The organism is Streptomyces sp. GESEQ-4 (assembly GCF_017948455.1).
Taxonomy (GTDB): domain Bacteria; phylum Actinomycetota; class Actinomycetes; order Streptomycetales; family Streptomycetaceae; genus Streptomyces.
Window position 1 is genome coordinate 371,236 of the sequence record NZ_JAFFSU010000003.1, and the last position, 21,791, is coordinate 393,026.

The 21,791-nt window shown below is 71.7% G+C and carries 25 protein-coding genes; 19 read left to right on the plus strand and 6 right to left on the minus strand.

All coding sequences use genetic code 11. The features are described from left to right. The first annotated feature begins 3 nt into the window (after nt 1-3). From KCH48_RS09880 to KCH48_RS09895, 4 genes are all read left to right on the plus strand, one after another. On the plus strand, nt 4-1,923 hold the full coding sequence (locus tag KCH48_RS09880; RefSeq protein ID WP_210572107.1) for a prolyl oligopeptidase family serine peptidase: 1,920 nt from the start codon (nt 4-6) through the stop codon (nt 1,921-1,923). Next, the gene (locus tag KCH48_RS09885) at nt 1,920-2,843 is read left to right on the plus strand and encodes an LD-carboxypeptidase (RefSeq protein WP_210572109.1); all 924 of its coding nucleotides are present in this window, start codon (nt 1,920-1,922) and stop codon (nt 2,841-2,843) included. Before KCH48_RS09880 ends, KCH48_RS09885 begins: the two co-directional genes overlap by 4 nt. A 133-nt stretch (nt 2,844-2,976) precedes the next feature. Then, nucleotides 2,977-4,767 carry a CocE/NonD family hydrolase gene (locus KCH48_RS09890; protein WP_210572120.1) on the plus strand — a complete coding sequence of 597 codons (1,791 nt, stop codon included), beginning with the start codon at nt 2,977-2,979 and terminating at the stop codon, nt 4,765-4,767. A gap of 31 nt (nt 4,768-4,798) precedes the next feature. Next, nucleotides 4,799-5,350: a GNAT family N-acetyltransferase gene (locus KCH48_RS09895; protein ID WP_210572122.1), complete on the plus strand. Its 552-nt coding sequence runs from the start codon at nt 4,799-4,801 to the stop codon at nt 5,348-5,350. 19 nt (nt 5,351-5,369) lie between these two features. Here KCH48_RS09895 and KCH48_RS09900 read toward each other — a convergent pair whose 3' ends face one another. Continuing rightward, nucleotides 5,370-5,717, minus strand: coding sequence for a VOC family protein (locus KCH48_RS09900; RefSeq protein ID WP_210572124.1), 348 nt, complete (start codon nt 5,715-5,717; stop codon nt 5,370-5,372). A gap of 139 nt (nt 5,718-5,856) precedes the next feature. Here KCH48_RS09900 and KCH48_RS09905 point away from each other — a divergent pair, with 139 nt between their 5' ends. Together KCH48_RS09905 and KCH48_RS09910 are read left to right on the plus strand one after the other, a co-directional pair. Further along, nucleotides 5,857-6,387, plus strand: a complete 531-nt coding sequence (locus tag KCH48_RS09905) for a phage holin family protein (protein WP_210572126.1) — start codon at nt 5,857-5,859, stop codon at nt 6,385-6,387. A gap of 24 nt (nt 6,388-6,411) precedes the next feature. Further along, entirely contained in the window at nt 6,412-7,440 is a 1,029-nt protein-coding gene (locus KCH48_RS09910) for an SDR family oxidoreductase (RefSeq protein WP_210572127.1), read from the plus strand. Here the strand turns inward: KCH48_RS09910 and KCH48_RS09915 are convergent. Continuing rightward, nucleotides 7,427-8,518, minus strand: coding sequence for an enolase C-terminal domain-like protein (locus KCH48_RS09915; RefSeq protein WP_210572128.1), 1,092 nt, complete (start codon nt 8,516-8,518; stop codon nt 7,427-7,429). The two genes, KCH48_RS09910 and KCH48_RS09915, sit on opposite strands and share 14 nt — an antisense overlap. A gap of 22 nt (nt 8,519-8,540) precedes the next feature. Further along, complete coding sequence (locus KCH48_RS09920) at nt 8,541-9,506, minus strand: LLM class F420-dependent oxidoreductase (protein WP_210572129.1); 966 nt, start codon at nt 9,504-9,506, stop codon at nt 8,541-8,543. A 149-nt stretch (nt 9,507-9,655) separates the two neighbouring features. Between KCH48_RS09920 and KCH48_RS09925 the strand changes: the two genes are divergently transcribed. The 13 genes from KCH48_RS09925 to KCH48_RS09985 are packed head-to-tail and all read left to right on the plus strand — an operon-like array spanning nt 9,656 to nt 19,085. After that, nucleotides 9,656-11,074 carry an NAD(P)/FAD-dependent oxidoreductase gene (locus KCH48_RS09925; RefSeq protein WP_210572130.1) on the plus strand — a complete coding sequence of 473 codons (1,419 nt, stop codon included), beginning with the start codon at nt 9,656-9,658 and terminating at the stop codon, nt 11,072-11,074. Continuing rightward, complete coding sequence (locus KCH48_RS09930) at nt 11,071-12,918, plus strand: transketolase (RefSeq protein WP_210572131.1); 1,848 nt, start codon at nt 11,071-11,073, stop codon at nt 12,916-12,918. Before KCH48_RS09925 ends, KCH48_RS09930 begins: the two co-directional genes overlap by 4 nt. Then, nucleotides 12,915-13,841 (plus strand): non-homologous end-joining DNA ligase, encoded by a 927-nt coding sequence (gene ligD / locus KCH48_RS09935; protein ID WP_210572132.1) that lies wholly within the window; start codon nt 12,915-12,917, stop codon nt 13,839-13,841. Before KCH48_RS09930 ends, ligD begins: the two co-directional genes overlap by 4 nt. 60 nt (nt 13,842-13,901) lie before the next feature. After that, complete coding sequence (locus KCH48_RS09940; RefSeq protein ID WP_210572133.1) at nt 13,902-14,231, plus strand: gas vesicle protein; 330 nt, start codon at nt 13,902-13,904, stop codon at nt 14,229-14,231. Between the two features lie 43 nt (nt 14,232-14,274). After that, nucleotides 14,275-14,709 (plus strand): gas vesicle structural protein GvpA, encoded by a 435-nt coding sequence (locus KCH48_RS09945; RefSeq protein ID WP_210572134.1) that lies wholly within the window; start codon nt 14,275-14,277, stop codon nt 14,707-14,709. Continuing rightward, nucleotides 14,706-15,476, plus strand: coding sequence for a GvpL/GvpF family gas vesicle protein (locus KCH48_RS09950; RefSeq protein WP_210572135.1), 771 nt, complete (start codon nt 14,706-14,708; stop codon nt 15,474-15,476). The genes KCH48_RS09945 and KCH48_RS09950 overlap by 4 nt, the downstream gene beginning before the upstream one ends. 3 nt (nt 15,477-15,479) lie before the next feature. Continuing rightward, nucleotides 15,480-15,743 carry a gas vesicle protein GvpG gene (locus KCH48_RS09955; RefSeq protein ID WP_210572136.1) on the plus strand — a complete coding sequence of 88 codons (264 nt, stop codon included), beginning with the start codon at nt 15,480-15,482 and terminating at the stop codon, nt 15,741-15,743. Continuing rightward, a complete protein-coding gene (locus tag KCH48_RS09960; protein WP_210572137.1) occupies nt 15,740-16,504 on the plus strand; it encodes a DNA primase in 765 nt (254 codons plus the stop codon). Before KCH48_RS09955 ends, KCH48_RS09960 begins: the two co-directional genes overlap by 4 nt. Next, nucleotides 16,504-17,517 carry an SRPBCC family protein gene (locus tag KCH48_RS09965; protein ID WP_210572138.1) on the plus strand — a complete coding sequence of 338 codons (1,014 nt, stop codon included), beginning with the start codon at nt 16,504-16,506 and terminating at the stop codon, nt 17,515-17,517. Before KCH48_RS09960 ends, KCH48_RS09965 begins: the two co-directional genes overlap by 1 nt. Then, nucleotides 17,514-17,840, plus strand: coding sequence for a gas vesicle protein (locus KCH48_RS09970; protein ID WP_210572139.1), 327 nt, complete (start codon nt 17,514-17,516; stop codon nt 17,838-17,840). The genes KCH48_RS09965 and KCH48_RS09970 overlap by 4 nt, the downstream gene beginning before the upstream one ends. Beyond that, complete coding sequence (locus KCH48_RS09975; protein WP_210572141.1) at nt 17,837-18,613, plus strand: GvpL/GvpF family gas vesicle protein; 777 nt, start codon at nt 17,837-17,839, stop codon at nt 18,611-18,613. The genes KCH48_RS09970 and KCH48_RS09975 overlap by 4 nt, the downstream gene beginning before the upstream one ends. After that, a complete protein-coding gene (locus tag KCH48_RS09980) occupies nt 18,610-18,807 on the plus strand; it encodes a gas vesicle protein (RefSeq protein WP_210572150.1) in 198 nt (65 codons plus the stop codon). The genes KCH48_RS09975 and KCH48_RS09980 overlap by 4 nt, the downstream gene beginning before the upstream one ends. Continuing rightward, on the plus strand, nt 18,804-19,085 hold the full coding sequence (locus KCH48_RS09985) for a gas vesicle protein K (RefSeq protein ID WP_210572152.1): 282 nt from the start codon (nt 18,804-18,806) through the stop codon (nt 19,083-19,085). The genes KCH48_RS09980 and KCH48_RS09985 overlap by 4 nt, the downstream gene beginning before the upstream one ends. A 40-nt stretch (nt 19,086-19,125) precedes the next feature. On the opposite strand, the gene KCH48_RS09990 is transcribed toward KCH48_RS09985, so the two are convergent. From KCH48_RS09990 to KCH48_RS10000, 3 genes are read right to left on the minus strand one after another with little or no spacing between them, the layout of a single operon-like run. Continuing rightward, complete coding sequence (locus tag KCH48_RS09990; protein ID WP_210572154.1) at nt 19,126-19,296, minus strand: hydrophobic protein; 171 nt, start codon at nt 19,294-19,296, stop codon at nt 19,126-19,128. Nucleotides 19,297-19,337: 41 nt separating this feature from the next. Next, nucleotides 19,338-20,195, minus strand: coding sequence for a methyltransferase domain-containing protein (locus tag KCH48_RS09995; protein ID WP_210572155.1), 858 nt, complete (start codon nt 20,193-20,195; stop codon nt 19,338-19,340). Nucleotides 20,196-20,253: 58 nt separating this feature from the next. Continuing rightward, nucleotides 20,254-21,750, minus strand: a complete 1,497-nt coding sequence (locus KCH48_RS10000) for a bifunctional phosphatase PAP2/diacylglycerol kinase family protein (protein WP_210572159.1) — start codon at nt 21,748-21,750, stop codon at nt 20,254-20,256. Between the last annotated feature and the right edge of the window lie 41 nt (nt 21,751-21,791).

Sequence of the window (21,791 nt, forward strand, 5' to 3'; positions counted from 1 at the left end):
GCCATGGAGCTGGCCTTCGGCTCGTGGCCGTCCCCGATCGACGCGGCCCTCGCCGCCGCGCACGACGGGCATCCCGAGTACGTCGGTTTCGTCGGCGACGAGGCCTGGTGGATCGAGCCCCGGCCCACGGAGGGCGGTCGGCGCACGCTCGTGAGGCGTCGTACCGACGGCATCGAGGAGTCGATGCTGCCCGCGCCGTGGAACGTGCGCAGTCGCGTCATCGAGTACGGCGGACAGCCCTGGGCCGGTGTCGCCGGACCGCTCGTCGTGTTCGTGAACTTCGCCGACCAGCGGCTGTACCGGTACGAGCCGGGCAGCGAACCGCGTCCGCTGACGCCGGCCGGACCGCGCTGGGCCGAGCCGCAGGTGCGCCTGGACGTCGGTGAAGTGTGGTGCGTGATGGAGGAGTTCACCGGCGACGCGCCCACCGACGTACGCCGGGTGCTCGCCGCGGTGCCGCTGGACGGCTCGGCGGCCGAGGACCGGGACGCCGTACGCGAACTGACCGACGACCGGCACCGGTTCGTGACCGGGCCACGGATCTCGCCCGACGGGCGGCGTGCGGCCTGGCTCGCCTGGGACCATCCGCGGATGCCGTGGGACGGCACGGAACTCGTCGTCGCCGACGTGGACGGTGTCTTCCGTGCGGCGCGCACCGTCGCCGGCGGGCCCGGGGAGTCCATCGCGCAGGTGGACTGGGCGCCCGACGGCTCCCTGCTGTACGCGAGCGACCGCTCCGGCTGGTGGAACCTCTACCGCGACGGCGTGCCCCTCTGTCCGCGCGAGGAGGAGTTCGGCGGGCCCCTGTGGAAGCTCGGCCACCGCTGGTTCGCCCCGTTGGAGAGCGGACTGATCGCCGTCGTGCACGGCCGCGGCGCCACCGCGCTCGGCATCCTCGACCCGGAGACGGGCGAGGTCGTCGACGCGGCGGGTCCCTGGACCGAGTTCGCGCCCACGCTCGCGGCGCACGGCGAGCGCATCGTCGCCGTCGGGGCGAGCCCGCGCACCGCGTACGAGGTGGTGGAACTGGACGCCCGTACGGGCCGCGCCCGGGTGATCGGCGCAGCGCACCAGGACGCGGTCGACCCCGCCCACTACCCCGAACCGCACATCCGCACCTTCACCGGCCCGGCCGGACGCGAGATCCACGCGCACATCTACCCGCCCCACCACCCCCGCTGCGTCGCGCCCGGCGACGAGCTGCCGCCGTACATCGTCTGGGCGCACGGCGGGCCCACCAGCAGGGCACCGCTCGTGCTCGACCTGGCGATCGCCTACTTCACCTCGCGCGGCATCGGAGTCGCCGAGGTCAACTACGGCGGCTCGACCGGATACGGACGGGCGTACCGGGACCGGCTGCGTGAGCAGTGGGGCGTGGTCGACGTCGAGGACTGCGCGGCCGTCGCGCTGGCCCTCGCCGACGAGGGCACCGCGGACCGGGACCGGCTCGCCGTGCGGGGCGGCAGCGCGGGCGGGTGGACGGCGGCGGCGTCGCTGGCCACGACCGATGTCTACGCCTGCGGCACGATCATCTACCCGATCCTCGACCTGACCGGCTGGGGATCGGGGGAGACCCACGACTTCGAGTCCCAGTACCTGGAGTCGCTGGTCGGGCCGCTCGCCGAGGTGCCCGCGCGGTACGTGGAGCGCTCGCCCGCCGAGCACGCCGACCGGATCACCGCTCCCTTCCTGCTGTTGCAGGGCCTGGACGACGTGATCTGCCCGCCCGCACAGTGCGAACGCTTCCTGGCCCGCATGAAAGGCCGACGCGTGCCGCACGCGTACATCACCTTCGAAGGGGAGGGACACGGATTCCGCCGGGCCGACACCATGATCCGCGCCCTGGAGGCCGAACTCTCCTTGTACGCACAGGTCTTCGGACTGCACCCGCCCGGCCTCGACACCCTGGAGCTGACCAAGTGAAGCAGTTGGTACGTCCGTCCCGGCTGGCACCCGGCGCCCGCGTGGCCGTCGTCGCGCCCAGCGGACCCGTGGCCGAGGAACGACTGCAGGCCGGACTCGACGTGTTGCGCGGCTGGGACCTCGAACCGGTCGTCGCACCCCATGTCCTCGGCCGGCACGGCGAGTTGGACTACCTCGCGGGCACCGACGCGCAGCGGGCCGCCGATCTGCAGAACGCCTGGTGCGATCCGTCCGTCGACGCCGTGCTGTGCGCCCGCGGCGGCTACGGCGCGCTGCGGATGGTCAACCTGCTGGACTGGGACGCGATGCGCGCGGCCGGGCCGAAGGTGTTCGTGGGCTTCAGCGACATCACCGCGCTGCACGAGGCGTTCGCCGTGCGGCTGGGGCTGGTCACGCTGTACGGGCCGACGGCCGCGGGCGCCGACTTCACCAAGAACGCCCGGGCCCAGGAGCACCTGAGGGCGACCCTCCTCGCCCCCGAGACGGTCCGCATCATCGAGTCGCGGGGCAGCGCTCTGGTCCCCGGGCGGGCGCGTGGCGTCACCTACGGAGGCTGTCTCTGCCTCCTCGTGTCCGACCTCGGCTCACCCCACGCCCGCACCGACGCTCGCGGCGGACTGCTGATGATCGAGGACGTCGGCGAGCAGCCGTACCGGATCGACCGGATGCTGACCCAACTCCTGCGCGCGGAACGGCTCGACGGCGTCACCGGGATCGCGCTCGGCTCGTGGAACGAATGCGGTGCCTACGACGCACTGCGCGCCGTGTTCGCCGACCGGCTCGGCGGACTGGGCATCCCGGTCATGGAGGAGTTCGGGTTCGGCCACTGTGACGGGGCGTTGACCATCCCCTTCGGACTGGAGGCCGAACTCGATGCCGACACCGGCACGTTGACGCTCGACGAACCCGCGCTGCGCTGAGCCGCCGCTACTGAATCTCCGTCAAGAATCACCCTTCACAGCGATTGACCTGCGCCTGACACGTGTCACACCATGATTACCGACCAGTACCTACTGGTCGGTATCCCGGGTTGTCCTCAGTGTGGAGGTCTCCGTGTCCCGACGTGTGCCCAGATCCCGCGTCCCGCTCGTCCTCGCTCTCGGCGCCGCCCTCACCGCACCCCTTGCACTCACCTCACCCGCCACCGCGACCGGCCGATACGGCCAGTACACCGTCACCGCACTGAAGTTCACCGTCCAGGCCGGTGGCCGCGCCTGCACCGTCGACGCCGATCTCTACCGTCCCGCCGGCGTGGACGCCGCCCACCCCGCACCCGCCGTGCTCGCCACCAACGGCTTCGGCGGCAGCAAGAACGACGGCTCGACCGACGCCATCGGCAAGGCGTTCGCCGAGCGCGGCTATGTCTCCCTGGTCTACTCGGGGCTCGGCTTCGGCCGGAGCGGCTGCCTCATCTCGCTGGACGACCCGGCCATCGACGGCGAGGCGGCCTCGCAGCTCGTCGACTTCCTGGCCGGGAAGCGGGCCGCCGACGACGGCACGAACGCCGACTTCGTGACCCAGGACGGCCCCGGCGATCCCCGGGTCGGCATGATCGGCGGCTCCTACGGCGGCGCCATCCAGCTGGCGACGGCCGCCGTGGACCACCGGGTCGACGCACTCGTCCCGATGATCACCTGGAACGACCTCGCCTACTCCCTCGACCCGAACAACGCCGTCGGCAGCGGCAGCGTCCCCGGCGTCTTCAAATGGCAGTGGACCAACGGCTTCTACCTCATAGGAGAGGGCCAGCCCCTGCTGGAGCCCAGCCTCGACCCGTCCCGGATCAACTCCCTCGCCTGTCTGCACTTCGTCACCAAGGCCTGCGACACCGTCCGCACCCTCAACTCCGGCAGCTACCCGGCCGACAAGACCGCCGACATGCTCGCCTACGCGCGCAGCGTGTCCCCGGTGTCGTACCTCAGCCGCGTCGAGGCGCCCACGCTGTTGGTCCAGGGGCAGGCCGACAGCCTCTTCAACCTCAACGAGGCGACGGCGACGTACAAGACGCTCAAAGCGCAGGGCACGTCCACCAAGATGATCTGGCAGTCCTGGGGGCACAGCGGCGGCCTCACCGATCCGGCGTCCGGCGAACTCAACCTGAGCCAGGGCAACCTGGACTCCTCCTACGTCGGCAAGCGGATCCTCGCCTGGTTCGACCGCTACCTCCACAAGCGGCGCGACGTCGACACGGGCCCGGCGTTCGCCTACTACCGCGACTGGATCACCGACCCCGGCCGTACGTACGCCACGGCGGCCCAAGTGCCCGCGCTGGGCCGGAAGATGTACCTCTCCGGCGACGGCAAGCTCGTCGACAACCGGAAGAAGGTGGCGCGCGGCAGCCGTACGTACACCAACTGGCTGATCTCCACGAGCCATTCGGAGAGCTCGCTGACCGGGATCATCGGGCTGCCCGATCCGGCGCCGTACGACACACCGGGCACCTACCTGGGGTGGACCAGCGAGCCGCTGACCCGGACGGTCGATGTCGTGGGCGCGCCGAGGGCCACGCTCAAGGTGGTCTCCCCGAAGGCCGAGCGGACGCAGGATTCGGGCAACGCCGCCGACAAGCTCGTCCTGTTCGCCAAGCTGTACGACGTCGCGCCCGACGGCACCAAGACGCTGGTGCACCGGCTGGTCGCGCCGGTCCGTGTTCCCGACGTCACCAAGAGTTTCACCGTGACGCTGCCGGGGATCGTGCACCGGTACGAGAAGGGGCACCGGCTGCGGTTCGTGATCGCGGCGAGCGACGACGCGTACTTCGGGAACCGGGGGATCAAGCCGGTGACCGTGGTCAGCGCGCCTCACGACACGGGGGTGCTGGAGCTGCCGGTGGCGAGCGGCTGAGCGGATGCGGGGCCCGTCATAGGGTGGCGGGATGCCGCACACCGCATCCCGCTATCTCGCCGAAGGCCCTCGTGTGGGCATACGCCACTTCACCTACGACGACGCCGCCGAGTTCAGCGCCCGCGCGCGGGAGAGCAAGGACCTGCACCATCCGTGGCTCTTCCCGCCGGACAGCCCACAGGCGTACACCGCCTACGCGGGCCGGCTGATCGAGGACCCCACCAAGGCGGGCTTCCTGGTCTGCGAGAGGGACGGCGGAGCCATCGCCGGATTCATCAACATCAACAACATCGTCCAGGGCGCCTTCCTGAGCGGCGACCTCGGCTACGGCGCCTTCGCGCACGCGGCCGGGCGCGGGCTCATGCGCGAAGGCCTCGACCTCGTCGTCGGCCACGCCTTCGGCCCGATGCGGCTGCACCGGCTCGAGATCAACGTCCAGCCCGCCAACACCGCGTCCATCGCGCTGGCCCGCGCCTGCGGCTTCCGCCGGGAGGGCTTCTCGCCGGACTTCCTCTACATCGACGGCGCCTGGCGGGACCACGAGCGCTGGGCCATCACCGCCGAGATGCGGGCATCCGGCTGACCATCGGCAGCGTGCGGTATCAGGCGCGGCGGTCCACGTACTCGTAGATCGCGCCGTCCGGATGCATGACGATCATGTTGCGGCCCACCGGTGTCGTCACCGGGCCGGCGACGATGTGGGCGCCCAGGTCGGTGAGGACCTTGTGGGCCTCGTCGACGTCCGTGACGGCGATCGTCGCGGCGACCTTGCGCAGCACCTCCAGCTCCGACTCAGGCCCGCTCATCAGCAGGAAGCAGCCGACGGCGGCCACCTGGACGCCGGCGCGCTCGAAACGGAGGGCTCTGCCGCCCGCGAGGCGTTCGTAGAAGGGGACCGCGGTCTCCAGGTCGTCGACGCAGACGCGCAGCGTGGCTCCCAGAATGTCCATGCGTACGAGCCTAGTTGGCACGGCCGGGGCAGGGAGATCGTTTCGCTCGATCTCCCCGCCCCGGCCACCAAGTCAGCCCATGGCCTTGCGTACGGCCCCCCGGGCGTTACGCGCACGGGCCCGCGGGTACCCGGCGGCCATGGACCGCTTGGATCATCTGGAGCATTTGGACAAGGCGCTGGTCGACGAACTGGCGCAGGTGGCGCGCGAGACCGTACGCGACGAACTGCGTCAGCAGACCCGCAAGCAGCGCCGCACGGCCGTCCTGTACGCCGCGTCCGGCGCCGTCGCCCTCTACGCGGGCGCGGCCCTCGCGCTCGCGGTGGGCCTGGCCCTCGCCATCGGACTGCCCGACTGGGCCGCCGCGCTGATCACCGCGGTGATCCTGGGCGTCGTGGCCTATGTGCTGCGTGGCTCCGCCCGGCCGTCCGCGACCCGGCCGACGCCGGAGCGCGAGGCCGAACTCGTCGCGGAACGTGAACGCGCCCTCGGCGGCGTGCCGCCGGGCACCGCGGGCGCGCCGCCCTATCCGCCGGTGCCGCCCACCACGCCGGGCGGGCTCGGCGGGGCGGTCGGCGCACCGGCGACCGGCGTGCCGGGGGCCGGCATACCGCCCGCCGCGCCGCGCCCCGAGGACATCGACCCCGAGCAGCCGCACCACCGGGCGTGATGCGCGGTGCGTACGCCGTCGCGGATGCCGCTGTCGAAGGGCGGCAGGGCCGTCGTGGTCACCGGGGCCAGCGGCGGCGTGGGCCGGGCCACGGCTCTGGCCTTCGCCGCGCGGGGCGACCGGGTCGCCCTGCTGGCCCGGGGACGCGAGGGCCTGGCCGCGGCGGCCGATGAGGTGCAGCGCGCCGGGGGCCAGGCCCTCGTCGTCCCCGTCGACATGGCCGACCCCAAGGCCGTGGAGGACGCCGCCCAGCAGGTCGTCGACGCCTTCGGGCGCATCGACGTATGGGTCAACAACGCCTTCGCCGGCGTCTTCGCGCCGTTCACGGAGATCACCGCGGACGAGTTCCGGCGGGTGACCGAAGTGACGTATCTGGGCTGTGTGTTCGGCACACGGGCGGCGCTGCGGCACATGCTGCCGCAAAACCGGGGGACCATCGTGCAGGTCGGTTCCGCGCTCGCCTACCGGGGGATTCCGCTGCAGTCCGCGTACTGCGGCGCGAAGCACGCGATTCAGGGGTTCAACGAGTCGCTGCGGTGCGAGCTGCTGCACGAGCGGAGCCGGGTCCGTACCACGATGGTGCAGCTGCCCGCCGTCAACACCCCGCAGTTCGACTGGGTGTTGAGCCGGATGCCGGGGCGGGCGCGGCCCGTGCCGCCCGTGTATCAGCCGGAGGTGGCGGCGCGGGCGATCGTGCACGCGGCGGGGCACGGGCGTCGGCGGGAGTACTGGGTGGGGGGCTCCACGGTGGCCACGCTGGTCGCCAACGCGGTGGCGCCGGGGCTGCTGGACCGGTATCTGGCGCGGAGCGGGTTCGAGGCGCAGCGGGACGAGGGCGAGCACCGCGACCCCGGCAACCTGTGGACCCCGGCCGACGGGCCGCACGGGCGGGACTTCGGGGCGCACGGGCGGTTCGACGCGGAGTCCCACGGGGACAGCCCGCAGGAATGGCTCTCCAGGCGTCGCGGCCGTATCGGTACGGCGCTCACCGCTGGCGCCGGGATCCTGGCGGCCCGCAAAGTGGCCCGCCTTGTCGCCGTCAGGCGACCCTGAACTCCGCCACCTCGTCCGTCCGCAGCGTCAAGCCGTGACCCACCCCGCGCAGCGGTCGTACGGAGCCGCCCGTCGGGTCCAGCGCGCCGTCGAAGAACATGTCCTCGATGCGGACGTGGTCGTGGAACCACTCGATGTGGCGGAGGTTGGGGATCGCGGCGGCCGCGGCGGCGTGGGCGTGCGGGGCGCAGTGGGTGGAGACCTCCAGACCGTGGGCGTGGGCCAGGGCGGCGGCGCGAAGGAATTCCGTGAGGCCGCCGCAGCGGGTCGCGTCGACCTGGAGGCAGTCGACCGCGCCGGCCGCGATCATGCGGGCGAAGTACGGTAGGTCGTAACCGTATTCGCCGGCGGTCACGTCACTCACCAGCGCGTCGCGGACCAGGCGCAGACCGGTCAGGTCGTCGGAGGAGACGGGTTCCTCGAACCAGCCGACGCCGTGCTCGGCGAGCGCGTGGCCGACCCGGATCGCCTGCTTGCGGGTGTAGGCGCCGTTCGCGTCGACGTACAACTCGGCTTCCGGGCCGATCACTTGGCGGGCGGCGTGGACGCGGGCCAGGTCGCGGGTGACCGCCCGGCCCCAGCTCTCGCCGATCTTGATCTTGACCCGCGGGATGTGCTGCCCATGCACCCAGCCGTTCAACTGGGCGGCCAGATGGGTGTCGTGGTACGTCGTGAAGCCGCCGCTGCCGTAGACCGGAACTCGCTCACGGGCGACGCCGAGGAGCCGGGCCAGCGGGAGTTCCAGGAGCCGGGCCTTGAGGTCCCACAGGGCGATGTCGACCGCGGAGATCGCGCACGCGGCGATGCCGGGGCGTCCGGCGTTGCGCACGGAGCAGCACATCGCGGTGTGCACGGCGGGGATGTCCAGGGCGCTGCGGCCCTCGACCAGCGGAGCGAGGTGCCTGGTCAGGAAGGAGCCGACGGCCGCCGGTCCGTAGGTCCAGCCCGTGCCGGTCGCGTCGTCGGTCGTCACCTCGGCGATCACCACGGTCGTCGAGTCCCACGCCAGCGTGCCGTCGGCCTCGGGTCCGTCCGTCGGCACCGTGTACACCGACACCACGGGCCGGTGGAGTTTCATCACTGACTCGCCCCCGTACGGATCAGTGGCCGGCCTGCTGGAGCTGCGGCAGCACCTTGGTGCGGTAGAAGTCGAAGAAGCCGCGCTGGTCGGGCCCGATCTGGTTGACGTAGATCCGGTCGAAGCCGGCCTCGTCGAACGCGGCGAGCGCGGCGACGTGTTCGTCGACGTCGTCCCCGCACACCGACTTCTCGCTCACCATCTCCTCGGTGATCAACGGCTCCAGCTGCTCGAAGTGCTTGGGCGAGGGCAGGATCTGGCCCATCTCGCCGGGCAGCAGCTGGTTGGCCCACAGCCGGTGGACGGTGCGTACGGCCTCGTCGCGGTCGGTGCCGTAGCAGACCTTCACGCCGCCGCTCACCGGCTTGGTGCCGCCGCCGCCCTTGCGGAAGTTCTCGACGAGTGCCTCGTCCGGCATCATCGTGATGTAGCCGTCGCCGACGCGGGCCGCGAGCGCGGTCGCCGCCGGTCCGAAGCCGGAGATGTCGATGGGTATGGGCTCGTCGGGGACGGTGTACAGGCGGGCGTTCTCGACCTTGTAGTGGGTGCCGTAGTGGCTGACCTCCTCGCCCGTGAACAGCCGGCGCATCACCTGGATCGCCTCTTCCAGCATCTCCATCCGGACACCGGCCGGCGGCCAGGTGTGGCCGACGATGTGCTCGTTCAGGGCCTCACCGGTGCCGACGCCGAGCCGGAAGCGGCCGTTCGTCATCACCGCGCTGGTCGCCGCGGCCTGGGCCACCACCGCCGGGTGGATCCGCACGGTCGGGCAGGTGACGGCCGTCTCGATGGGCAGCGACACGGCCTCGGAGATCGCGCCGATCACCGACCAGACGAACGGGCTCTGGCCCTGGGCGTCGTTCCACGGGTGGTAGTGGTCCGAGATCCACAGCGACTGGAATCCGGCCTGCTCCGCCATCCTCGCCTGCTCGACGAGGTCCGCGGGACCGAACTCCTCGGTCGCGAGGAAGTAGCCGTACTCGGGCATGGGGGGACACCTCCGGGGCGGGGGCGGGTCCGGTCACCGGCCGGGTATCCCTGGCCATGGGGGCGAAACGCCCGCGCGGGCCGCGTTTGGGGCCACTGACCAGGGGGACGCGGAAAACCTCGTACGAGCGAAAGCGCCGGAGGCGAACCGTGAGTCGACCCCGCATCGTGATCGTCGGTGCCGGTTTCGCTGGGTATCAGGCGGCCCGCACGCTGTCCCGGCTGACCCGGCACCGCGCCGAGATCACCCTGCTGAACCCGACCGACTACTTCCTGTATCTGCCCCTGCTGCCCCAGGTCGCCGCCGGCATCCTGGAACCGCGCCGGGTCACCGTCTCCCTCTCGGGCACCCTGCCCCGGGTGCGGCTGGTGCTCGGCGAGGCGGACGGCGTCGACCTGGACGCGCGCACCGTGCACTACTCCGACCCGGAGGGCGGCGCCGGCACGCTGGAGTACGACCGGCTGGTGCTGGCCGTCGGCAGCGTGAACAAGCTGCTGCCGATCCCCGGTGTCGCCGAGCACGCGCACGGCTTCCGCGGGCTGCCCGAGGCGCTGTATCTGCGGGACCACGTGACCCGGCAGGTGGAGCTCGCGGCCGGCGCGGACGACCCCAAGAGCTGCGCTGCCCGGTGCACCTTCGTCGTCGTGGGCGCCGGATACACCGGCACCGAGGTCGCCGCGCAGGGGCAGCGGTACACGGACGCCCAGGTGCGCGGGCATCCGCTGCGGGGCGGAATGCGCCCGCGCTGGCTGCTGCTCGACATCGCGCCGCGGGTCCTGCCCGAGCTGGACGAGCATCTGTCGCGCACCGCCGACCGGGTGCTGCGCCGGCGGGGCGTCGACGTCCGCATGGGCACCTCGGTGAAGGAGGCCACGCATGACGGAGTCCTGCTGACCGACGGGGAGTTCGTCGAGACGCGGACGCTGGTGTGGTGCGTGGGCGTGCGGCCCGATCCGCTCGTCGAGGGCATCGGACAGCCCCTGGAGCGCGGGCGGCTGATCGTCGACCCGTACCTGCAAGTGCCGGGCCGGCCCGAGGTGTTCGCCTGCGGTGACGCGGCCGCCGTGCCCGACCTGAACAAGCCCGGCTCCTTCACACCGATGACCGCACAGCACGCCTGGCGGCACGGCAAGGCCGTCGGCCACAACGTCGCCGCCTCCCTCGGCATCGGCGAGCGGCGCGTCTACCGCCACCGGGACCTGGGGTTCGTCGTGGACCTGGGCGGCGCGCAGGCCGCCGCCAACCCGCTCGGCGTGCCGCTGGCCGGCCCGCTCGCCGGAGCGGTCACCCGCGGCTACCACCTCGCGGCGATGCCCGGCAACCGCGTCCGGGTGGCCGCCGACTGGCTGCTCGACGCCGTACTGCCGCGCCAGGCCGTCCAGTTGGGGCTCGTACGCTCCTGGTCGGTGCCCCTGGACACGGCCTCACCGGAACTGGCGCGGGTGCCGGGGCCGCCCGAGAAGCAGGAGAAGGCCGAGGGCGCGATCGAGGCACCGCACAGCTCCGAGCACCCCGAACCACCCGGCCCCGTCAAGCGTTCCGACGACCCCGCGGAAGGAGCCTCATGAACACCGGTGAACTCCAGGAATTCGCCCAGCAGTTGCGCGTGGACAGCGTCCGTGCCGCGGCCGCCGCGGGCTCCGGGCACCCCACGTCCTCGATGTCCGCCGCGGACCTGATGGCGGTCCTGCTCGCCCACCACTTCCGCTACGACTTCGACCGCCCCGCCCACCCCGCCGCCGACCGCTTCGTGCTCTCCAAGGGACACGCCTCGCCCCTGCTGTACGCCATGTACAAGGCGGCCGGCGCCCTCGACGACGACGCGCTGCTCACCTTCCGCAAGCTGGGCAGCCGGCTCGAAGGACACCCGACGCCCCGGCGTCTTCCCTGGGTCGAGACGGCCACCGGCTCGCTCGGTCAGGGACTGGCCGTCGGCGCCGGCATCGCGCTGGCCGGCAAGCGGCTGGACCGCACCGGATACCGGGTGTGGGTGCTGTGCGGCGACAGCGAGCTCGCCGAGGGATCCGTGTGGGAGGCCGCCGAGCAGGCGGCGTACGAGCATCTGGACAACCTCACCGCGATCGTCGACGTCAACCGGCTGGGCCAGCGCGGCCCCACCCGGCACGGCCACGACCTCGACGCCTACGCCCGCCGCTTCCAGGCCTTCGACTGGCACACCGTGGAGATCGACGGACACGACGTCGACGCGATCGACCGCGCCTACGGCGAGGCACTGTCGACCAGCGGCCAGCCGACCGTGATCCTCGCCCGCACCCTCAAGGGCAAGGGCGTCGAGGCCGTCCAGGACCGCGAGGGACTGCACGGCAAGCCGTTGCCGGAGGCCGACGAGGCCATCGCCGAACTCGGCGGACGACGCGACCTGCGCGTCCACGTCCAGGAGCCGCCCGCCGCCCGGATGCTGCACTCCGTGGGCACCGCGCAGCTCGAACTGCCCCGGTGGGACAAGGGCGACGAGGTCGCGACCCGGGACGCCTACGGTCAGGCGCTCACCGCGCTCGGCACCGCGCGCGAGGACGTCGTCGCCCTCGACGGCGAGGTCAGCGACTCCACGCGGGCCGAGTTCTTCGCCAAGGAACACCCCGACCGGTTCTTCGAGTGCTACATCGCCGAGCAGCAGATGGTCGCCGCCGCGGTCGGGATCGCGGCGCGCGGCTGGGTGCCGTACGCGTCCACGTTCGCCGCGTTCCTCACCCGCGCCTACGACTTCGTTCGCATGGCCTCCGTCAGCGGTGCCGGCATCAACCTCGTCGGCTCGCACGCCGGTGTCGCGATCGGGCAGGACGGGCCCTCGCAGATGGGCCTGGAGGACCTGGCGATGATGCGGGCGGTGCACGACTCGACCGTGCTGTACCCCTGCGACGCCAACCAGGCCGCCCACCTCGTCGCCGCCATGGCGGGCTGCGACGGCATCCGCTATCTGCGCACTTCACGCGGCAAGAGCCCGGTGATCTACGGTCCCGACGAGGAGTTCCCCGTCGGCGGCAGCAAGGTGCTGCGCTCCTCGGACCAGGACCGGCTGACGCTCGTCGCGGCCGGTGTCACCGTGCACGAGGCGCTGGCCGCCGCCGACGCGCTGAAGGGGGAGGGCATCGCCGTCCGGGTGATCGACCTCTACTCGGTCAAGCCCGCCGACCTGCCCACCCTGCGCAAGGCTGCCGAGGACACCGGCTGTCTGCTCACCGTGGAGGACCACCACGAGGAGGGCGGCATCGGCGACGCCGTCCTCACCGCGTTCCTCGACGGCCGGCCCGTGCCGCGGCTGGTGCGGCTCGCCGTGCGGTCGATGCCGGGCTCCGCGTCGCCGGAGGAGCAGCTGCACGCCGCGGGCATCGACGCCGAGTCGATCGCGGCGGCGGGGCGGCTGCTGGTGGAGGAGGCGGTCGTGCGATGAGCGGCGGCGATGTACGGACGGTGCGCGCGGGCCGCCGTACGGTCGAGGTGCACCGCCCCGGCAAGGTGCTCTTCCCCGGCGGCGGGGACGCGAAGGAGTACACCAAGGGCGATCTCGTCGACTACTACCGGGACATCGCCCCGTTCATGCTGCCCCATCTGCGCGGGCGCCCGCTCATGCTCCAGCGGCAGCCGGACGGGCTCGACGGTCCACAGTTCATGCAGAAGAACACCCCGGACCACTACCCGGAGTGGATCACCCGGGTCGAGGTGCCCAAGGAAGGCGGCACCGTCCGCCACACCGTCTGCGACGACACCGCGACCCTGCTGTACCTCGCCGACCAGGCCTGTCTCACCCTGCACCGCTGGCTCTCGCGCACCGACAGCCTCGACCGGCCCGACCGGATGGTCTTCGACCTCGACCCGGCCGAGGACGACTTCGAGAAGGTGCGGGAGGCCGCCCGGCTGCTCGGCGGACTGCTCGACGAACTGAAGCTGCCCTCTGCCCTGATGACCACCGGCTCCCGCGGACTCCATGTGATCGTGCCGCTGAACGGACAGCACGACTTCGACGAGGTACGGGAGTTCGCCCGCGACCTCGCCGACACCCTCGCCGCCGCCCACCCCGACCGGCTCACCACCGCCGCCCGCAAGAAGGACCGCGGCGACCGGCTGTACCTGGACGTCCAGCGCAACGCCTACGCCCAGACCGCCGCCGCGCCCTACACGGTCCGCGCCAAACCCGGCGCACCCGTCGCCACGCCCCTCACCTGGACCCAGCTGGACGACCCGGACCTCGACGCCCGCCACTGGACGATCGCCGACGCCATCGAGCAGGCCCGCACCGACCCCTGGAGCGGAGCGATGAAGAAGGGCCGCGCCCTGGGACCGGCCCGGCGCAGGCTCGACGCACTGCGGAACTGAAAGAGGCGACGCCGTGGGTTTGGCGAACGCGTCTTTGGCCACTCGCCGTTCGAGGCGCCCATGACTAATTCACAGAACGAACCCAAACCATCCAGAAAACAGGGCGGGACGGACGACCGGCCGACCCCCATGGAAGTGCTGCGCCAGGCACGCACCCAGCTCGCCGAACTCACCGGCATGACCGCGGAGACGGTGTCGTCCTTCGAACAGACCGAGGACGGCTGGACGTTGGAGATCGAGGTCCTGGAACTGGCCCGCGTCCCCGACACGATGAGCCTGCTCGCGAGCTACCAGGTCGATCTCGACCCGCACGGACAGCTCACCGGCTACCGGCGCGTTCGCCGTTATGAACGCGGGCGGTCCGACGCACACAGGCCCGGCGGCCGCTAGGCCGCCCGCCCACCACATCCCCAGACAAGGAGGAGCGGTCGGCATGACCGTTGTCCCGGCACAGCAAGCCGGCTCAGGAGGCGGCAGCAGCGGCCTCTACGACGTCCTGGAACTCGTCCTCGACAGGGGGCTCGTCATCGACGCGTTCGTCCGGGTCTCCCTCGTCGGCATCGAGATCCTGAAGATCGACGTCCGCGTGGTCGTCGCCAGCGTCGACACCTATCTGCGCTTCGCCGAGGCGTGCAACCGGCTCGACCTGGAGGCCGGGCCGCGCAAGAGCCCCGGCCTGCCCGACGTCGTCGGCCAGATCACCGAGTCCGGCGCGCACGGCAAGTCAAAGGGGGCGCTGTCCGGCGCCGCCGAGACCGTCTCCGACGCCTTCAAGCAGGCACGCCAGGAACGCCATGAAGGAGAGGCCGAGCCCAGGCCGCGCGCCCGCAAGTCGACCGCCGCACGCCGGAAGGAGGAACAGGAGTGAGCACGTACGTGTACGGCATCGCCGCCGCCTCCCATCCGTCGCTGCCCAAGCAGCTGTCCGGCGTCGGCGACCCGCCGCGCCCCGTGCGTGTCCTGACCGCGGGGGACCTCGCGGCCCTCGTCAGCGACGCGCCCGAGGGGCTGCGCCCCAAGCGCCGTGACCTGCTGGCGCATCAGGCCGTGCTCGCCGAGGCCGGCGCCGCCGGGTGTGTGCTGCCCATGCGCTTCGGCAGTGTCGCCCCCGACGACGACACCGTCACCGGCGTGCTCGCCGAGCGCGCCGATCACTACAAGGAGCGGCTGACGGCGCTGGACGGCAAGGTCGAGTACAACGTCAAGGCGGTGCACGACGAGGAGGCCGTCCTGCACCGGCTGCTCTCCGAGAACCCGGAGATCCGGGCCATGACCGAGGCCAACCGGCAGGCGGGCGGCGGCAGTTACGAAGAGCGGCTGCGGCTCGGCGAGTCGGTGGTCGCCGCGGTCAAGGCCCGCGAGGCCGAGGACGCGACCGAGGTGCGCGCCGCCCTGGAATCGGTCGCGGCAGCCGTGAGCGTGGGCCCCGAGTCCACCGGCTGGCTGGCCAATCTGTCGTTCCTGGTGGAGCGGGAGACGGCCGAGAGGTTCATGGCCGCGGTGGAGGAGACCCGTAAGGCCTTCCCCCACCTCGAACTCCGGCTCAACGGCCCGCTGCCGCCGTACAGCTTCGTCGAGCCCGGCCCGGCCAAGCCGGCGGGCGGCGTCCTCGGCGCCGAAGCCGCCGAGGAGTGAGCCGTGGGACTGGTCGGAGAGATCCTGCTGCTGCCGTTCGCCCCGGTGCGCGGCAGCGCGTGGGTCATGAGACAGGTACTGAGCGAGGCGGAGCGGATCTACTACGACCCGGCCACCGTCCGGGCCGAACTGGCCCGCCTCGAAGACCAGTTGGAGGCAGGTGAGATCAGCGAGGAGGAGTTCGACCGCCGGGAGGACGAACTCCTCGACCGGCTGGAGACAGGCATGCGCGGCAGCGCGGGCACGGGCAACGGGACGGCACGATGAACCGAGTGGGACTGGGCCTCGCGATCGGGGCCGGATACGTCCTCGGACGTACGAAGAAGATGAAACTGGCGTTCGCCGTCGGCACCTTGGTGGCCGGCAAGCGGATGCAACTCGGCCCGCGGGCGCTCGCGGACCTGGTGACCCGGCAACTGGCGGACAACCCGCAGTTCAAGGAGATCGGGGACCAGCTTCGCGAGGACCTGCGAGGCGTCGGCAAGGCGGCATCGGGCGCCATGGTGGAGCGACAGCTCGACGCCTTCGCGGACCGGCTGCACGGACGTACCGAACAGGTCCGTGACCAGCTCGCGGGCGTGGTACCCGACACACCCGACCTCGGCTTCCGGAGGAAGGGGGAGGACGAGGACCGTGGGGAGCCCGAGGAGGCCGAAGAGGCGGAGGGATACGAGGAGTTCGACGACGTAGACGATGAAGAGGACGTAGAGGGCGCCGGGGATTCCGAGGGTGCTGAGGACTACGACGAAGAAGAGCCGGAGCCGCGGCGGAACGAAGCGGCGATGAAGGCACCGGCCAAGAAGGCGGCCGAGAAGCGGCCCGCGAAGAAGGCCACCGCGAAGAAGACGGCGGCCGAGAAGGCCCCGGCCCGGAAGAAGGCCGGCACGAAGACCGCGCCGGCCAAGAAGACGACAGGGAAGAAGGCGGCGGCGAAGAAGACCGCGGGCGCCGGGCGGAAGAGCACCACCGGAGCCAGGAGCGCCGCCCGCGGTGCCCGGTCCCGGCTGCCGAAGGGGGGCGGTGAGTGATGACCGAGACTCTCGGATCCGCACGTTCCGCCACGCGCGGAGCGACCCCGAGCCCGCTCGGCGACGTCGCCCACAGCGAAGCCGCCGACCGGCTCAAGGCCGAACTGCAGGAGTACCTCGCCGCCCAGGCCCAGCGCCTGCTGGTCGGCTTCGGCCGCAAACTCGGCGAGACCACCCTCAAGCTGAACGACGTCGCCGAGGGCAAGAGCCCCGGCTTCGCCAAGCTCGCCCTGGACGGTGGCCGCAAGCTCGCCGAGGGCAAGGGGCCGCTGCGCAGCGCCCTGGAGCTCGGCGCCTCCCGGGCGAAGGACAACGTCGTCGGCGCTCTGAAGAACCTCGGCGGCAGCAAGGGCAAGCGCAAGGGCGGCGCGGGCAAGAAGCCCACCGTCATCATCGAGTACATCGACGTCGGCGTACCGCTGCGCACCGCCTACGACCAGTGGACCCGCTACCAGGAGTTCAGCACCTTCGCCAAGGGCGTCAAGAACGCGAGCCGCGCCGACGACACCCACTCCGACTGGCAGCTCAAGGTCTTCTGGTCCAACCGCAGTTGGAAGGCCCACACGACCGAGCAGCTCCCCGACGACCGCATCGCGTGGACGTCGGAGGGCGCGAAGGGCACGACGAAGGGCGTCGTCTCCTTCCACCCCCTCGCGGACAACCTCACGCGCGTCCTGCTGGTGATCGAGTACTACCCCAAGGGCCTCTTCGAGAAGACCGGCAACCTCTGGCGTGCCCAGGGCCGCCGGGCCCGCCTCGACCTCAAGAACTACGTCCGCTACATCACCCTCAAGGGAGAGGCGGAGGAGGGCTGGCGCGGCGAGATCCGCGACGGCGAGGTCGTCCGCGGCCACGAGGACGCGCTGGCGGAGGAGAACGAGCCGGAGGAGAACGAGCCGGAGGCGTACGAGGACGAGTACGAAGAGGCCGACGAGGCAGAACCCGACGAGGCAGAACCCGAAGAGGCAGAGGCCGAAGAGTACGAGTACGCCGACAGCGGGAGCCGCCGATGACGACGCCCAGCCGGGTTCCCGAGCCCTATGGCTCGAACGGCGGCGCCAACCTCGCAGACATCCTGGAGCGCGTGCTCGACAAGGGTGTCGTGATCGCCGGCGACATCCGGATCAACCTGCTCGACATCGAGCTGCTCACCGTCAAGCTCCGGCTGATCGTCGCTTCCGTCGACAAGGCACGGGAAATGGGTATCGACTGGTGGGAGGACGACCCGTCGCTGTCCTCACGTGCCCGGCGCGACGAGCTCGCCCGTGAGAACGCCGAGCTGCGGGAGCGGCTGGCCGCTCTGGAGCCCGGCCGAGGGCAGGAGGAGATCCCATGACCGGCCTGCGTTACGTCTACGCCGTGTGCCGTCCCTTCCGGTCCGCGCTCCAGGCCCAGCTCAAGGGCGTCGCGGGCGAGCCGCCGAAACAGCTGACGCACCACGGCCTGGTCGCCGTCCTCAGCACGGTGCCGGAGCGCGACTTCGCCGAAGAGCCGCTCCGGGCCCATCTGGAGGACCTGGACTGGCTCACCGAGACCGCCCGCGCCCACCAGAGCGTGATCGACGCGCTCACCGCGGTCACCACGCCCCTGCCGCTCCGGCTCGCCACCGTCTTCCGGGACGACAGCGGCGTACGGATCATGATGGAGGCGCGCGAGGACGAGTTCCGCCGCACCCTGGACCGGCTGGAGGGGCGGGTGGAATGGGGTGTGAAGGTGTACGTCGACGTGGAGCCCGATCAGACCGGCCCGCCCGCCGGGACGGGGACGGCCGCGTCGGGCCGAGACTATCTGCGGCAACGGCGTTCGCGGGTCCGTGCGCACGAGGACAGGTGGCAGCAGGCGGAGAGGTTCGCGAGCGGGCTGCACGCGACGCTTTCCGCCCGCGCCGAGGATTCCCGGCTGCACGCCCCGCAGAACAGCTCCCTTTCCGGGGCCTCCGGACGGAATGTGCTCAACGCCGCCTATCTCGTGCCGCGTGAGCATTCCGAGAGCTTCGTGGAAATCGTGGACCGCACGAAGGACGAGGAAGCGGGAATTCGCGTCGAACTCACCGGGCCCTGGGCGGCCTATTCCTTCGTCGGGTTCGCCGGGGAGGAGGAGGGCCCGTGACCGTCATCGAACGCCGTGAGGTCGCCCTCGTGGATCTGCTCGACCGGCTGCTGGCCGGCGGCGTCGTCATCACGGGGGACATCACCCTGCGCATCGCGGACGTCGACCTCGTTCGCATCGACCTGAACGCGCTGATCAGCTCCGTGAACGCACAGGTTCCCTCGCCCTTTCAGGACTCTCAGGAGCTGACATGACCCCGCGCAACCGGCTCGACCTGGAGCCCGACACCGTCGAACGCGACCTCGTCAAGCTCGTCCTGACCGTCGTGGAGCTGCTGCGCCAGCTCATGGAGCGACAGGCGCTGCGCCGCTTCGACGAGGGCGATCTGAGCGAGGAGCAGGAGGAGCGGATCGGGCTCACGCTGATGCTGCTCGACGACCGGATGACCGAACTCCGTGAACGCTACGGACTGCGGCCCGAGGACCTCAATCTGGACCTCGGGCCGCTCGGACCGTTGCTCCCCAGGGACTGACCTGCTGACCTGGGGCCAGGAATTCACCGGGGGAGCAGATTCACCACCTGTACCAGCGGCCCCTGCCCCCGGCTGTCGTCGTGCCTCGCATGAAGAATCCCAGCAGCCACAGCACCAGCACCGCCAGCGCGATCCACCACAGCAGCTTTACGGCGAATCCGGCACCGAAAAGAACCAGCGCCAGAAGTAGTACCAGCAGAATGGGAACCATAATTCGACCTCCTGCTGACCGGGTTTCCAAGAATCCGGATTTCAGGCTTTCCTGCTCAGGATTTCTTCGGCTTTCTTCCGGCAGAGGATCTCCCCGTGCAGCACGCTGAACCAGCCGTCCTCCCGCGCCCCCCAGTCCCGCCAGGCGTCCGCCACGGCCCGCAGCCGCTCGGGGGTGGCGTGACCGCCGGCCGTGGCGCGCTCGGCGTACGCCGACGCCAGGGTGCGGTCCGCCCACAGGCCGCTCCACCAGGCCCGCTCGTCCGGCGTCGCGTAGGTCCAGGTGCCGGAGGTGGCGGTGATGTCGGTGAGGCCCGCCGCCAGCGCCCAGGACTTCAGCCGGCGTCCCGCGTCCGGCTCGCCGCCGTTGGCGCGGGCCACCCGCCGGTACAGGTCCAGCCAGTCGTCCAGGCCCGATGACGCGGGGTACCAGGTCATCGCCGCGTAGTCCGCGTCGCGGACCGCGATGAACCCGCCCGGCTTCGTCACCCGGGCCATCTCCCGCAGCGCCCGCACCGGATCGCCGACGTGCTGGAGCACCTGGTGGGCGTGGACCACGCAGAACATGTCGTCCGGGAAGTCCAGGGCGTGGACGTCGGCCGCCGCGAAGTCGGTGTTCGTCAGACCCCGCTCGGCGGCGGTGTCCCGGGCCCGGTCCAGGATCTCCGGCGCCCGGTCGACGCCGGTGACGTGCCCCTCGGGGACCAGCGCCGCCAGGTCGGCGGTGATGGTGCCCGGGCCGCAGCCGATGTCCAGGATCCTCATCCGCGGTGTGAGTGAACCGAGCAGGTAGGCGGCGGAGTTGGCGGCGGTCCGCCAGGTGTGCGAGCGCAGCACGGACTCGTGGTGGCCGTGGGTGTAGACGGCGGTTTCCCGGGCTTTCCCCTGCGGTTTCGACATGCCGACACCGTACGTCGCCATGTCGAATGTTGAGACCCGCGTTTTACTATATGGACAGCTATACGAGCTTCCCGTTCAGCGGGCGGTACACCGTGAGCGCCTCCGGCAGCTTCTCCACCGTCACCTCACCCGCCACCTCCGTGACTTCGCCGTCGTGGGCGAGCAGGGTCCCCGGCGCGACGCCTGCCACCCGCAGCCGGCTCACCTGGACCGCCGCGTGGGCCGGGGAGCGGGTGAGCGGGCCCGCGAAGGCCGCCGCGAGCAGCCGCAGCGCCGGTTTGCGGCCGCCGTGCACCACCCGTACGTCGAACCGTCCGTCCGCCAGATCCGCGCGCCGGCCCGGCACCAGGCCCATCCGGTGGTAAGTGCCGTTCCCGACGAACAGCAGCCACAGCGGCCGTGCCCGGCCACCGAGTTCGGCCTCCAGCGGATGCCGGTCGGCGTTCAGCACCCGCAGGGCCGCGAGCACGCCCGCCGGCCAGTCGCCGATCCGGTGCGACCAGCGGTCCCGCTCGCGCACCAGCTCCGGGTAGACGCCCAGGCTGCAGGTGTTGAGGAAGATGCCGTTGCGCTCGCCGCAGGCGAACCGGCCCACGTCCACCCGCACGGCCTCGCCGCCGCGGACGGCCCGGCTCAGATCGCGGACATCCTCCACGCCCAGGTCGTGGGCGAAGTGGTTCAGCGTGCCGCCGGGCAGCACCGCCAGCGGCAGGCCGTGGCGCATCGCGATCCCGGCGGCGGTGTTCACCGTGCCGTCACCGCCGCACACGCCGAGCACCCGGGCGCGGGCCGCCGCCTTCGCCAACTCGTCGTGGACCTCCGTCGCGGAGCACTGCACGATCTCCGCCTGCGGCAGCGTCTGGGCCAGCGCGTGCACACGCTCGGCGGTGCCCGCGGCCGTGTTGGCCACGACGACCAGGCCCGCGCCGTCCGGCAGGGCGGGGACGTCCGCACGGGGCCGGGCCGGCGTGCCCTGGGGGCGGGTCGGCACCAGACCCTGCACGGCGTACGCGGCACCCACGCCCAGGGCGGCGCCCGCGAACACATCGCTCGGGAAGTGCACGCCGGTGTAGACGCGGGACAGGGCGACCGACCACGCCACCGGTGCCACCGCCGCGCCCCAGGCGGGCGACTCCAGCGCGACACCGGTCGCGAAGGCCGCCGCGGACGCGGAGTGACCGGACGGGAACGACGTGGTGATCGGCTGCCGCTTCAGCTGCCGGACCAGCGGCACCGGGTCGAGGACGGGGCGCGGGCGGCGCACACTGCGCTTGCCGAACGTGTTGATGGTGGCCGAGGCCAGGCTCAGGGAGGCGACACCGCGGGCCGCGGCACGGCGGCCCCGGGGCGTCCGGCTCGCCGCGATGACGGCCGCCGTGGCGAACCACAGCACACCGTGGTTCGCGCTCCGGCTCAGCTTCGGCAGCACGCGCTCGGCGCCGGGCCAGTGGCGCTCGGCCGCGAACTCGAACAGCCGGTTGTCCAGCGCGAGCAGCCAGTCACGCAGCACATGGTGGCCGGGTTTCGGGACGGTGAGATCGACGTCTGGGCTCATGGCGTGACGGGTACCCTGAAGTGCCCGTTTCTTGTGCGGCG